The 14,194-nt window shown below is 47.4% G+C and carries 12 protein-coding genes; 2 read left to right on the top strand and 10 right to left on the bottom strand.

The window, feature by feature from the left end:
• Positions 1–119 precede the first annotated feature (119 nt).
• From MKY63_RS11920 to MKY63_RS11910, 3 genes are read right to left on the bottom strand one after another with little or no spacing between them, the layout of a single operon-like run.
• Complete coding sequence (locus tag MKY63_RS11920; RefSeq protein WP_081384300.1) at positions 120–1,037, bottom strand: ABC transporter permease; 918 nt, start codon at positions 1,035–1,037, stop codon at positions 120–122.
• Positions 1,037–1,849, bottom strand: coding sequence for an ABC transporter permease (locus tag MKY63_RS11915; protein ID WP_076191718.1), 813 nt, complete (start codon positions 1,847–1,849; stop codon positions 1,037–1,039). The genes MKY63_RS11920 and MKY63_RS11915 overlap by 1 nt, the downstream gene beginning before the upstream one ends.
• 2 nt (positions 1,850–1,851) lie before the next feature.
• On the bottom strand, positions 1,852–2,634 hold the full coding sequence (locus MKY63_RS11910; protein ID WP_339812971.1) for an ABC transporter ATP-binding protein: 783 nt from the start codon (positions 2,632–2,634) through the stop codon (positions 1,852–1,854).
• Between the two features lie 281 nt (positions 2,635–2,915).
• On the opposite strand from MKY63_RS11910, the gene MKY63_RS11905 reads away from it, so the two are divergent.
• Together MKY63_RS11905 and MKY63_RS11900 are read left to right on the top strand one after the other, a co-directional pair.
• Positions 2,916–4,508, top strand: a complete 1,593-nt coding sequence (locus MKY63_RS11905) for a histidine kinase N-terminal 7TM domain-containing protein (RefSeq protein ID WP_339812969.1) — start codon at positions 2,916–2,918, stop codon at positions 4,506–4,508.
• 141 nt (positions 4,509–4,649) lie between these two features.
• Positions 4,650–6,122 carry an alpha-amylase gene (locus MKY63_RS11900; RefSeq protein WP_076191713.1) on the top strand — a complete coding sequence of 491 codons (1,473 nt, stop codon included), beginning with the start codon at positions 4,650–4,652 and terminating at the stop codon, positions 6,120–6,122.
• A 48-nt stretch (positions 6,123–6,170) separates the two neighbouring features.
• Here the strand turns inward: MKY63_RS11900 and mprF are convergent, their stop codons facing one another.
• The 7 genes from mprF to MKY63_RS11865 all read right to left on the bottom strand — a co-directional run bounded on the left by mprF (position 6,171) and on the right by MKY63_RS11865 (position 14,008).
• Positions 6,171–8,837 (bottom strand): bifunctional lysylphosphatidylglycerol flippase/synthetase MprF, encoded by a 2,667-nt coding sequence (gene mprF / locus MKY63_RS11895; protein WP_312149350.1) that lies wholly within the window; start codon positions 8,835–8,837, stop codon positions 6,171–6,173.
• Positions 8,838–9,204: 367 nt separating this feature from the next.
• Positions 9,205–9,555 (bottom strand): FlxA-like family protein, encoded by a 351-nt coding sequence (locus tag MKY63_RS11890; RefSeq protein ID WP_076099710.1) that lies wholly within the window; start codon positions 9,553–9,555, stop codon positions 9,205–9,207.
• A gap of 115 nt (positions 9,556–9,670) precedes the next feature.
• Positions 9,671–10,894, bottom strand: a complete 1,224-nt coding sequence (locus MKY63_RS11885; protein ID WP_339812964.1) for a multidrug effflux MFS transporter — start codon at positions 10,892–10,894, stop codon at positions 9,671–9,673.
• Positions 10,895–11,057: 163 nt separating this feature from the next.
• On the bottom strand, positions 11,058–11,678 hold the full coding sequence (locus MKY63_RS11880) for an alpha/beta hydrolase (protein ID WP_076124044.1): 621 nt from the start codon (positions 11,676–11,678) through the stop codon (positions 11,058–11,060).
• Complete coding sequence (locus tag MKY63_RS11875; protein WP_339812961.1) at positions 11,675–12,625, bottom strand: ring-cleaving dioxygenase; 951 nt, start codon at positions 12,623–12,625, stop codon at positions 11,675–11,677. Before MKY63_RS11875 ends, MKY63_RS11880 begins: the two co-directional genes overlap by 4 nt.
• A 17-nt stretch (positions 12,626–12,642) precedes the next feature.
• Positions 12,643–13,044 (bottom strand): DoxX family protein, encoded by a 402-nt coding sequence (locus MKY63_RS11870; protein ID WP_036682076.1) that lies wholly within the window; start codon positions 13,042–13,044, stop codon positions 12,643–12,645.
• A gap of 115 nt (positions 13,045–13,159) precedes the next feature.
• A complete protein-coding gene (locus MKY63_RS11865) occupies positions 13,160–14,008 on the bottom strand; it encodes a neutral zinc metallopeptidase (protein WP_076124048.1) in 849 nt (282 codons plus the stop codon).
• Positions 14,009–14,194: the final 186 nt, after the last annotated feature.

The following is a 14,194-nucleotide window of genomic DNA, read 5'->3' as shown; positions in this document are numbered from 1 at the left end:
TCGTAATTTAAGTTTGTAACAAGCACAGTATGGACAAGCATCGTGGTGCGTTTATGCATACAGCCGCGGGCGGTTTCTCTTTTCCATTCCCACTATGGCCGGATGTAATGAGGGTGAGATTAAGTACGCTGCGAAGGATGCCACTTAATGAATACTTTCTCCAGCCGCTCAACCACTAAATAGAAGAGCACGCCTGCAATTGCAGCCAGCACAATACAGGACCAGCCCAGTGGCATTTTGGCAACTTTAATGGAATTGGAGAGCAGATATCCAAGCCCCTTTGAGGAGAAAAAGAATTCCCCAACAATGGCGCCAATCATACTGGCAGTAGCATTAATCTTCAGTGCTGTAAATACATAGGGCAGACTGCTCTGAATCCGCAGATAACGGAACACTGCCGGTTTACCTGCCGCATAAGAATGCATCAGATCCAGCGCCAATGGATCAATCGCCGCCATGCCCTTATAGGCGTTGATCGCCATCGCTGCCATTGTAGTTGCTGTTACTATGGCAATTCGTGAGCCTACCCCATCTCCAAACCACAGATTCATGATGGGCGCGAGGGCGACGATGGGCACAGCATTTAGGGCGGCAACCAGCGTCAAGCTTCCACTCCCCCAGCGCGGCCAAGCCGTAGCGACTAAAGCGATCAGGAAGCCGATAGCAGAACCAACCAACATTCCCAGCACAGCTTCAGCAAGCGTGTATCCGGTATAGGACAACAACAAGCTGAAATTATCTCGCATAGTTTCGGCGATGGCTGTAGGCAGCGGGAGTTGATATTTTTTCAGATCAAAGATCTTATGAAAGAATTGAAATTCCCATAGTGCAAGAAATAACAGACCTGCCAGTACAGGCAGCAGCACCCCTGCACTAAATATCCTCTTCAGCATTCGTGAGCCGCCTCGACTCGCCGTAGCTTCCGCAGGTTTCGGAACGGCTACAGCATTCTTTTGTGTAGCCGTTAGCGCCGGCTGAGCCATTTCTTTACCAGTAGAGCCTATAAACGTGGTCTCCCGAACGGAGTTAGTTTCCATTAGCGGCTGCCTCCTTTCGGACGATATTCAGGCTGCCAAGGCGTTACCAGGCGTTCTATCAGACTGATTAACCAGTAGCTTACGATTCCCAGCAAGGCACCCACAATCACCGTAGACCAGAACATATAGGTGTGAGAGCTTCCATAATAGAGATTGCGCAGCATAATTACACCAATGCCATGCTGGGCACCCATAAGCTCCACCAGAATAGCTCCAGTCACAGCAAGTGGGGCAGCTATCTTAAGCCCACCGAACAAACCCGGCAAAGCCGCCGGGAATCTGAGTTTCCAATAGACCGCCCAAGGTTTCGCCGCGTAAGAATGCATCAATTCGAGCGCTGATGGATCTACACTCCGCAAGCCGCGCAGCATGTTCAGAGCCACGGGGAAAAAGGTGATATATCCCGAAATAATAATCCGCGAGGTCTGCTCATCGCGCACAATCCCGTAGATGATGGGCGCCAACCCCAGAATCGGAATCATCTGCGAGGCAATAGCATAAGGAAAAGTTAATTGCTCTATTGTCTTCGACAAGCTCATCAGCACCGCCAATGAGGCACCAGCTACCGCTCCAATCAGGAAGCCAACACCAGCATTACCGAAGGTCGCAGCCCCCTCCTTCAAGAGCGTGTCTCCATACTGCCATAAGGTAGCTAACACCTCATGAACATATGGCAGCTTGGACTGTGCCAACGGCGTCTCCACCACATGGAGCAGCATCCAGGAAGTCCCTTCCCAGACTAGCAGCAGGCCAAAAATCCAGACGAACAACGGCAGCAGACGGCCTCGCACAAAGATACTGCCCCCTTTCATCACTACACCCCTTCGAAGCTGTCGCGAATACCTGCGATCAGTTCGAAAAACTCTGGGCTATTTCTCATTTCCGCCGTTCGCGGACGTGGCAGAGGAATTTCGACCACAGCGGACAAGCGACCTGGATGCGGGGAAAGGACAAACACCCGGTCAGAGAGGAATATAGATTCAGGAATACTATGAGTTACAAAAACAATTGTGTTCTGCACTTTACTCCAGACAGACAATAGCTCTTCATTCAATCGCTCACGCGTAAATTCATCCAGCGCAGAGAACGGCTCATCCATGAGCAGAATTTCCGGCTCCATCGATAGCGCTCTGGCAATCGCTACACGCTGCTGCATCCCGCCGCTGAGCTGCCACGGATATTTATCCGCAAAGCTCTGCAGCCCCACCAGATCAAGAAGCTCCATCGCCTTTTCCTCACGGATTGACTTCTTTACCCCCATCAGCTCCAGTGGCAATGTGATGTTATGCTTCACTTTTCGCCAGTCGTATAACACTGGACTTTGAAAAACAATGCCATATTTTTGCGCCAGCCTGGCTTCTCTGGCACTTTTCCCAGCTACCACAATGTTCCCGCCTGTTGGTGCTATGAGATCGGCCATCAGTCTAAGCAGCGTCGTTTTGCCACATCCGGAAGGTCCGAGCAGGGAGACGAACTCCCCTTTTGCAATATCAAGACTCACCTGATGCAGGGCAAGCACTTCCGCAGCTTCTGTCCGATAACGCATTTCAACATTCTCCAGCTGAATCTCAGGAATATTTGTCGCTAGTGATGACATCCTCAGCCCCCCTTTTCAAAATAAGCCATGTTTATAATGTTATATAAACTGACGCTATTTAGATAAAATAAAGAAAACTTCTATTTCATGTAGTATTAACTAACATGTTACACGCTGCTCACTGGACTCTCACTAGACAATTAGTAAAATAGCTCCTGCTAAATTGCGTCATTTTGTCTAGGAGACATTTTTTTGACCACAAACCCGAAGTATTTTTTTTATATCCGCAGATATGTGGTAATATTTATCCATATCTTTCCTCGGTAGGTGACAATAGACCCATGGGATCTATAATCTCGAATTATATTGTAATTGTTGCTATATCAGGTGTGCTGAGTGTCTTACTAGCCCTTTTCGCCTATTATAAAAAAACTGATTTCTTAGGAATCAGGGCTTTTGTTATAAGCTCCTTTACCTCTGCTATTTACACCTTCGGTTTCGCATTAGAATTATCGGGGAAAACTCTGGAGGAAATCAGCTTCTGGATTAAGTTAGAATATCTGGGGATGCCCTTTATTGCGCCGGCTAGTCTAATCATGGTGATCCATTTCGTTGGGCTGGAGACGCTGTTTAAAAAAGGCATACGGGCGGCGTTATTTATCATTCCATTCATTACAACGCTGCTGGTCTGGACCAATGATTACCATCATCTCTTCTATAAATCCATTTATTTACGGGAAAATACGCCCACCCCACTCGTTGATGTTGTGATGGGACCTTGGTATATCGTTCACGGCAGCTTTACTTTCGGCTGTCTGCTGGCAGCCATTTGCCTCATGATATGGCAGTGGAACCGGATGAAAAGGGTATACCGCAGGCAGATCATCACAATAATAATCGGGTTAAGCCTTCCAACCCTCGGCGCTTTTTTGTATCTGATGGGCTTGACTCCTTACGGAATGGATCCCGTCCCGATCATTATGAGCCTAACCTCCTCCCTATATATTTGGGCTATTTTATCCCGGGGCATGTTAACGGCTGCACCTATTGCTCGTGAGAATCTGTTCGAGAGCATGCGGGAGGGAGTGCTTGTCACCGACCGCTCGGACATGCTCGTCGATTACAATCGTGCAGCCGCGGATATGATAGAGGGGCTCAACTCCTCATCGATTGGCAAACCGCTAGCACAATTGTTTCTTAACGCAGGCAAAGATGCCTTGTCCTATGTGATGGATGCCGAGCCACTGTTGCGCGAAGAACGGGAAGTGGCTTGGAACAAAGCAGAGGAGATCTGCTATTATCAAATCCGCTCCTCTCCGGTACAGAAACAAGAAGGGCACATAGCAGGACAGATGATGATGCTGATTGACGTGACTGAACGAATACTGCTTCAGGAGAAGCTGCGTCAATTGGCTACGATGGACAGCCTAACGGGTATCTATAACCGCTCCTATTTTTTGGAGCTGAGTCAAGCATTGCTTGCCCGGGCTGCCAGCCTGCGAAGCTCATTATCTATGATTTTGCTGGATGTGGACTTCTTCAAGAGCATTAATGACCGCTATGGGCATCAATATGGAGATCAAGCTCTACAGCATATTGTCCAGGTGTGCAGCAGACATCTGCGGGAGGGAGATCTCTTTGGCCGTTATGGTGGTGAGGAATTTGTGATCTGTCTGCCAGAGACGTCACTGAAGCAAGCAGCATTGCTCTGCGAAACTATCCGCGCGGATATTGAACAAAGCACCTTATATACCGTCATCGGGCCCATTAATGTGACCGCAAGCTTTGGAGTTGTGGAGGCCCTAAATCCAGAGGCCACTCTAGAAGAGCTGCTATCTGAAGCCGACCATGCTCTGTATAGCTCCAAACGGAATGGACGCAACGCTGTGCATCTCTCCCAAAGGTCAGAAATCATTCTTTTCAAGCCTGTTTAATGACAATCATGTCCCTTCCTGCGCATTCAACAACTGGCCTTATTTTTCATAGTCTGTTTTTAAGTTTAATAAGAGTTATCTGAAAAACTAATCAGAGTGTTGAGAGTAAAATTTGCTTGATGGGATATGGAGGCGTAAGAAATAATGAGGAACCATACAATGATGCAGTTTTTTGAATGGCATGTTGCTGCGGACGGGAAACACTGGGATCGCTTAAAAGAAACTGCACCCGCGCTAAAAGCCGTAGGCATTGATTCTGTTTGGGTACCTCCTGTGACAAAGGCCGTCTCCGCTGACGATACAGGCTATGGCGTGTATGATCTATACGATCTGGGCGAATATGACCAAAAAGGTACGGTACGCACCAAATATGGCACCAAACAAGCACTGATCAACGCAATTTCGGAATGTCAAAAGAATGGCATCGCCGTTTACGTTGATTTGGTGATGAATCATAAGGCTGGCGCGGATGAAAAGGAAGTATTCCAAGTCATCGAGGTCGACCCCAATGATCGGATGAAAGAAATTTCGAAACCTTTCGAGATTGAGGGCTGGACAAAATTCACCTTCCCTGGCCGCGGGAATGAACACTCTGCCTTTAAGTGGAATCACAATCATTTTAACGGCACTGACTTTGACGCCAAAGAAGAGCGAACCGGCGTATTCCGTATAGTAGGCGAGAATAAAGCGTGGAATCAGAATGTTGACGACGAGTTCGGAAACTATGATTATCTAATGTTCGCTAATATTGATTACAGCCATCCGGAAGTCAAAAAAGAAATGATCCAATGGGGAAAATGGCTGGTGGATACCCTCCACTGCAGCGGCTTCCGCTTGGACGCCATCAAACATATCAACCATGAGTTTGTTAAAGAATTCGCGGTAGAGATGTTTAATAAATGCGAGAAGGATTTCTATATCGTCGGTGAATTCTGGAATTCCGACTTAGAGTCCTGTCGACAATTTCTGAATACCGTCGATTATAAAATTGACCTCTTCGATGTATCCCTTCACTACAAGCTGCATTCAGCTTCTTTGGAGGGCAGAAACTATGATCTGACCAAAATTCTTGATGACACACTGGTGCAGACCCATCCCACCAATGCTGTAACCTTCGTTGACAATCATGATTCTCAGCCTCACGAAGCCCTGGAATCCTGGGTAGATGATTGGTTCAAGCAAAGTGCTTACGCGCTTATCCTGCTGCGACGGGATGGATATCCTGTGGTCTTTTACGGGGATTATTATGGGATCGAAGGACCAACACCTGTAGCAGGTAAAAAAGATGCGATTGACCCTCTGCTGTATACCCGCTATCACAAAGCTTATGGTGAACAGAAGGATTATTTCGATCATCCTAACACGATTGGCTGGACACGGCTCGGCGTGGAGGATATTGAACACTCCGGTTGTGCGGTTGTGATCAGTAATGGTGAGAATGGCCAGAAGAGAATGTTCGTAGGAGAACATCGCGCCGGTGAAGCATGGGTGGATTTCACCCATAACCATAAAGCCACCATAACCATTGAAAAAGATGGTTGGGCGACCTTCCCGGTCAATGGCGGCAGCGTCTCCGTCTGGGCTTTGCCAGATGCAGAAGCTGACAAGAAGTAAACCTGATTAAAAAGGTGCCCAACGCCGTTTGGCGTTGGGCACCTTTTTTTAGTTATTCGTTTTATGCTCCGGATGGCGGGATACAAGCCTCACCAGATCCAGCGTTAAGACGGGTAATGTTAGGGACGCTGGATAAGCTAAGTAACGCGGCTCCCACTCTGGATTGAACTTTTCCTTGTAACGACGCAATCTGGCAAAACCGTAACCATGCCCATGCCCACCTCTATTAAACACTTGATGAGCCAGCTTCTCCTCCTTCAGAGCTCCGGGGTCCTGACCCCCACTGGATGATAGAGGAGTGTTGCCTAGATTAAATCGCCGATACCCCTTGGACTTCGCCCATTCCAGCATACAAACCAATAAATAATCTACCGTCCCGTTTGGCACATTCTTCCGCTGGCGCAACAAATCTACGGACAGGGTCAATCCTTGATCATACCCTGGGGCAATAGAAGCAAATGCCAGTATTGTACCTTTGGTGTTCCGCAGCACCACAATGGGAGCCCGTTGCAGATACTCGACCTTAAACCACCCTAACGAATAACCCTTTTCCGCTCGGCCATTCAACCACTCGTCCGAAATCGTTCGCAGATCTCTCAGCAAACTATCAGCATGCGGCGCTTCTGTAATTTCAACAATCATGCCTTCCCGTTCAAAACGATCGCTTACCCTTTGCAGATCACCATTCTTCAGATCACTGAGTGCAAAGTTATCAAGGCTTATCACTGCCTCTTCACCCAGCTTAAAAAAGCGATAGCCCTGCTCCTGATAGACCGATAAAAAAGCAGGTGAAGCTTGATAGAAAACTACAACCAGACCATACTGATCTGCAGCTTGTCTAAATTCACTGATGGCTTCACTTATTAAGCTGCTCTCTCCCAGCGGATCACCCAGCACAACGAGTTTATCCCTAACTCTGGCGAAAGCGAGCAGCACTTTATCGTTCTGAGCCCAGAAGAAGCCCTTATCACCCAAAAACAACGTATGAGTTAAGGTATTGCCTCGAACTCCATCTAGAAAATGTTTCAGCTTAGCTACATCCAAGGTCCCGAACAGCTCGTTCTCCTTATGATGGGGCCTGAGGTTTACCCACATTATGAGCAGTACCCAAGACAAGACCAATCCTCCCACTGCCGTAAATGCAACATGACTATATCGCTGCAACCATTCAGGCTGTACTCCCGGAGGCAGATGCTTCAGAAATCCACGATGTACATAACAGCCCATCAGATAGTAGCTTAGTGCAATTACTGAAGTGAGGGCAAACCACCGGATCGCGCTCTGTCTGCTGATTGGCGCACTAATCCGATAAAACCGCGATCTGGATATCCAAAGAATAAGCGCTACTATAAGTAGCAAAAGCGCCTCTTCATAATCAAAACCCTTAGTGACTGCAAACAATGATCCAATAAACAGAAGTATGCTAGTCCATACATATGCACTATGGACCCGCAATGTAATGCCCCGCGACAATAAAATCAGCATAAAACCAATAAGTACAGACAGATGATGAGAAAGCTGCATTACCGGAAACGGCAATATTTCCTCCGTAATCTTCAACCTATACAGCAATCCGGGTACTGCTGCAGATAGTAAGAGAATAAGCCCGCTAGCTAGTACCAGCTTACCAAGAGCCCACATCCCAAGATCGCTCAGAAAGGTATACTGACCCGGCCAGCCCCAGATCTTCTGCCATTTGTTAAGAGAGGGTTCGAACCCTGGAACTGAACGATCTTGATCCTTTTTTCCTTGCAGACCAATTTCCAGTGCAGCCAGCACCAATCCAATCAACCAAGGAATGACATAATAAAACAATCGAAAGATGACAAGCACCGCCATCGCCTTATCGGTCTGGTAGCCAAGCTGTGTCAGCCCGAGCAAGGCGATAAGGTCAAATGCACCGATACCGCCGGGTGCCATACTCAAGATTCCGGCAATAGCAGCAATCGTAAATATACCAAAGATAGCTATAAAATGGACCTCATCCAAGAGATGGCTGCTGATGGTCCAAAACGTCACGCCAGCAAAGCTCCATTCCAGAAAGGAAGCACCGACGGAGTTAACGACTGTAAGCCATGATGTTCTGCCTTTTCCCCGGTTAATCCATTTCGCATAAAGCGATGAGCGCTGCACAAACACAAAAACCGGCAAATAAAGCGCCATACCCCATACTGCAAATACCAGCCAGCGATGTTCTTCCAGCAAAGCCGTTGCCGGGAGTAAACCAAAGATATTCGCCCATGAAAGTAGTGATAACCCGGTAATCATAAGCGGCGAAAGAAATACAATGGCGGGCGTTAGCACGGAGGTCGGCACTCCGCTTTTTTTATACAGCAGCGTCCTTAAACCAACTCCAGCCAGACCTGCAAACCCAATCAAGTTATTAAATGTATTAGCAATCCATGCATACCGAAAGGTACTCCACAGCCCTACTTTTAAACGAAAATGGGCCCGAATCAAATAATCATAAGCACTCATCACAGCTACGGAAAGAAGTGCAAAACCAATCATTTGCAAAATAGCAGACGTAGGTACTCGCCTTAGTTCACGCATTATAAGTCCTAAATGAACCTGCTTCAGCTCATGTTGCCCCTCCCAGTATACGAACGCTATGATAGCCACTGGAAAAAGAGCTCTGACCGCCCGGATCCGATAGATAGATAAGATCAGTCTTACAATTTTGAATCTTTCTAATGTCTGTTGCTTTGAATGCATGAGCCCACCTGCCTTTACCGCTGACACACGTTGTGCTAGACAATTTTTACAACTAGTCCATTATAGCAATTCTTGGAATAGAAGACCCGTGATAATCAACACCTACTCTATTAGACTGCCAGCAAATCCCTAACCCCTGCAACAGTTAAAGATTTTTTGGGAAATGAGGATAAGCATAGTTAATATATTACGAAGCTGGACAGATCAATATGACGGAACTTTATTTTAGGGGTATCTTTCTAGTATTGGCCAACAATGTGATAAAAGAACATTTAAATTGTAGTCTAAACTTAAAAATACATAACAAAAAGGACATCCCTCACGGCAAAGGATGCCCTTTTTGTTATGTAACACGACTTAGTATGGTTTATACACGAATATCAAATCTGCCTTGGCTATTCGTTGTTGCGGTAGCGATTTCTTGCGGGCTTGCCGCAGCAAGCGCGTTGTTTGCAGGTTTGGCAGGTGCTTCTGCACTACTGCTTGCAGCGGAAGCACTGCTCTGCGACTTCTGGGAAATTTGTGCCTCGATTTGCTTGATCTGCTGCTCAATTTGTTTCGTTTTCGTTTCTTTGGTCTTCGCGTCATCCGAGCTGGCATCAATCTTGTCCAATTCGGCTTCCAGCTTCGCTTTTTGTTTCTCGAGCGCGCTGGTATCTGTAGTACTAGACGTCGAGGTAGTATACGATGTAGAACCTGAGACTGCGGATATACTCATAATCATCCCTCCCTTCCTTACCTCCAATATAATCCTTTTGCAGATAAGGAACGTTAAAACCCGCTGAAAGTTTGCTGAAAGTATTGCTCTCTTTCAAGGTTATAAGGATAACCTGTCAATAATTGTAATTCCACCGTTTGACCAACAGAAGATAAGACAGAATAGAGAGAACACCCGTACAGGCAATCACAATCGCCATTGGAAGGGCTGAATCTACGCCTCCAAGACCCACAAGCGGTGCTACACAGCTACCAAGCAGCAACGGGATCAGCCCTATCAAGGCCGAAGCGCTGCCTGCGGCTTCTCCTTGGTCCTGCATTGCAAGTGAGAAGCTGGTTGCGCCGACAATCCCCACACTGGAGACAACAGCGAACAGACAGATTAGAATAGGGATCAGCCCTCCCCCTATCAGGATCGTAAGCAGCAGCAAGACGCCCCCCATTGTACAGAGCAGCAACCCGCTAAGCAGTAGCTTCGTCTCACTCACCTTACCAGCAAGTCTGCCGGCAATTTGACCTGTAATAATAATCCCAATCCCGTTCACAGCAAAGATCAAGCTATATACCTGCGGAGTAACCGCAAAAATATTTTGCAAAACAAAAGATGACCCAGAGATATAAGCGAACATAGACGCTGTAACAAAACCTTGGGACAAGGCATAACCCATAAACTTGCGGTTGCCAAGTAACACCTTAAAGGTAAGCAAAGTACCCTTCAACCCACTCTTGGAGCGCCGCTCCTTCGGCAATGTCTCAGGCAAGCGCAGGAGAATCGTTAAGCAAAAAATAATTCCGGCAGCAAATAATACGAGGAATATCCCCTGCCATGTAGTCACTCTTAAGAGCTGGCCTCCAATGACTGGAGCCAAAATCGGACCCAGACCATTAACAATCATCAATAAAGAGAAAAATTTCGTTAGTTCAGAGCCACTGTACAGATCACGCACAGCCGCCCTAGAGACAACTACACCCACTGAACCAGCAAGACCTTGAATAAACCGCAAAACAATTAAAAGTCCAATCGAAGGACTAAAAGCACATAGCACTGAGGAAACGGCATAGATGAACATCCCTATAAGCAGTGGACGGCGACGTCCATATACATCACTCAGTGGTCCAGCTACTAACTGACCCGAGGCCAGTCCCAATAAAAAGAAGGTGAGACTTAGCTGCACCAAAGCAGCTGTCGTACCGAAATCGTCAACAAGTGTAGGCAGTGCTGGCAAATACATGTCAATCGACAACGGCCCAATGGTTGTAATGGAGCCCAGAATAACAGCAAGTTGCAATCTCTGCTTCCTTGAGGGTCCATCTACAGCAAGTTTATTAGTATTTTGCATTCCAATCATGATCCTTACGTCAACCTTTCTAAAGCAACCCGGGGGCCTTTTTTGTATTCTTCATACTAACGTAAAGGAACTCAAATGATCAATCCTTTTATAAGGCCTCATTCGGGGCTAATAACTTAAAAATAACCGCCAAAAGGCGGTTATCCTAATTGTTTTATGCATTTTGAGATGTGCTAAACCCCTGTAGCCAATCTTTGGCGGCTTCGGCTTCCGCCATACTCAAGCGGTGACCTTGATTGCCCCAATGGGTTGTAACCTCAGCGCCTGCTTTCTGCAGAATCCCCTCTAGCTCCTGAGTTTCCGTAGATGTTATTAGCGGATCATTCGTACCTGCCCCAATAAAGATAGACACCCCTTCTAGAGAAGGAAGCTCCACATTGCGTAATGGCACCATCGGATGCAACAGCACTGCCGCGCGGAAAATGTCCTTATAATGAAACAGAAGGCTACCAGCAATGTTTGCACCGTTAGAGTAACCAACCGCTACCAGATTGTTGGCATCAAACCCGTATTTCTCTGCCGCCTCATCCAGAAACTGCTTAATCTCATGGGTACGGAAAACTAAGTCCGCTTCATCGAACACTCCTTCTGCCAGCCGACGGAAGAATCGTGGCATGCCATTCTCCAGCACATTGCCCCGTATACCTAGCACCGATGAATCTGGGGATAACATCTCAGCCAGCGGCAGCAAATCCTGCTCATTACCACCTGTGCCATGAAACAACACTAATGTAGGTTTAGTTATATCTTTACCTTTACGGAATACATGAATCATCCCTGCTTCACCTCAATTTCTCTTACTTGAATAGGCGTTAAGTTTTCTTCGATGGCCGCGCGATGCGGCTCAAACCAGGACGGCAGCATCAACTTTTCACCCAACGCATCTGGGGCTTCATCACGGGCAAAGCCTGGAGGATCTGTAGCGATTTCGAACAGGATTCCTCCTCTTTCACGGAAATAGATCGCATTAAAATACTGACGGTCTTGAACGGGTGTAGGTCTATGCCCATGACTCTGTACATGGCGCGACCATTCCAGTTGCTCTGCATTATCCTTTGCCCGCCACGCGATGTGATGAACTGTCCCTGCACCTCCCGCTCCGAGCGGAACGGGTAATGTCTTCAAATCAATAATATTACCTAGCTCCCCATTGGTTCTATAGCGAGTATATCCATCTCCGTCAGCAATATGTTCCATACCCAGCGTATGAACAAGTGTCTCGGCTGTTTGCAACGGATTGCTGCTATACAGCACAGCCCCGCCAAAACCTTTGATCGCGTATTTAGTAGGAATCCCACCAAAGGACCACTTACTGAGCGGGCCTTCCTCACGTTCCACCAGTTCAATCCGCAGACCGTCGTAATCGGCAAAAGATAAATAGGGTTCCGAGATCCGACTTCCTTTTGTAACCGAAATTCCGTATTCAGCAAGGCGTTGTTCCCAGAATTGCAGAGCACCGACCGGCACTGCGTAGATCGTTACGCCAACTTGACCACTGCCTATTCTGCCTCTACGCCCTACAGGCGAAGGGAAAAATGTAATAATCGTTCCCGGCGAACCCTGCTCATTCCCAAAGTATAAATGATAGACCTCTGGAGCATCAAAATTAATCGTTTTTTTCACGAGCCGTAGGCCCAGAATCCCGGCGTAGAAATCAACATTACGCTGAGCGTCTCCGACAAAAGCTGTAATATGATGTATTCCTGCAGTTTGAAGTGTCATTATTATAAACTCCCTTCTTAGTTAAAAAACAATGCATCTAGAGAAATCGAACCTGGTCCCGTAAGCGCCACACCTACCGCAAATACCAAAACCGTGAGTGGAAACTCAATTCCGTTCGAAGTGGACCAGAAACCATTTGGAGCATGAACCTTAACGATTGCCCCCAGCATCGTGGCAGCGATTAACACCGCTGCAACAGGCGTTAACAGTCCTGCCGCGAACATAAATCCGCCCACCAGTTCCATAATCCCTGCTAAAATCGCCATAGTCACACCCGGTTTGATTCCGATGGACTCCATCCAGCCTCCCGTACCCTTCGGACCGTATCCTCCGAACCATCCAAATAGCTTTTGTGCGCCATGTCCTATAAAAGCAAGCCCAATCACCAATCTCATTAATAACAGTCCTACACTTATCATTTTTACCTTCCCCTATTCCTTTGATTTAATTATCTTAATGTTAAGATATTGGGTAAAAAAGAGCGCCCGGCGAACCGGAATAACCTATGGGCTGCTCTCCTCTTCCCTCTTCTATCTACAACTCGGAGGCGTTAAACGTATCGCCGCCCTTAATCGTACCCGAGTTAAAACCTTTGTAGAACCAGCGCTTTCTCTGCTCTGAGGTACCGTGAGTGAAACTATCCGGCACTGCATAGCCCTGAGCTTGCTTCTGAATCGTATCATCGCCGACGGCGCTTGCAGCTGCCAGAGCTTCCTCTAAGTCGCCTTCCTCCAGCAGATTCATACCCTGAGCATGATTGGCCCAGACACCGGCGAAATAATCAGCCTGCAGCTCAAAACGAACCTGATATCTGTTGTACTCCTTCTCACTCAACGTCTGGCGAAGGGAATCGAGCTGTTTCGAGGTGCCTAGTAATGTCTGTACATGATGTCCAACCTCATGGGCAATGACATAAGCCATGGCGAAGTCGCCCGGCGCGTGGAAGCGTTGCTGCAACTCATCATAAAAGCTCAGATCAATATACAGTTTGGCGTCACCCGGACAGTAGAAGGGACCAACTGCCGAGGTGGCTGTTCCGCAAGCAGAGTCTACACTCCCACTGTATAGCACTAAGGTGGGGTCCGTATAGGTCATTCCCTGCTGCTGAAAAATCTCACCCCAAACCTCCTCTGTGTCGGCAAGAACTACCGATACAAACTCCGCAAGCTCTTGCTCCTCTGCGGTCTGTTCATAAGGGGCCGTTGAACTGGAGCCTGTGGAAGTCAAACTTCCCAGGATATCCCCGGCATTGCCTCCACTGAGTAACGTGATGACCAGGACAAGGATAATTCCTCCGATCCCGCCACCAATCATCTTGCCGCCGCCGCTCATGCCTCTGCGGTCCTCCACGTTCGAACTCCCTCTTCTTCCCTGCCATTTCATGGCCAAGCCCCCAGTCGAAATATCAGGTAATCTTAAGTACATGGCTACCTGGCTTCGTTAATTTAAATATCTTATTAGTGATATACCCAAAAAAGCAGGGTTTCACTTATACTTACTGGAGTTGGGAGAATGAGGATGGAGCCGAACTACTTCCAACCTTATAGAAGCGCCTAGTTATTCGTCATG

It is taken from the genome of Paenibacillus sp. FSL R7-0189 (assembly GCF_037969925.1).
Taxonomy (GTDB): domain Bacteria; phylum Bacillota; class Bacilli; order Paenibacillales; family Paenibacillaceae; genus Paenibacillus_AQ; species Paenibacillus_AQ odorifer.
The sequence above is the reverse complement of the archived record's forward strand: the minus strand, read 5'-3'. Positions and strand labels throughout refer to the sequence as shown.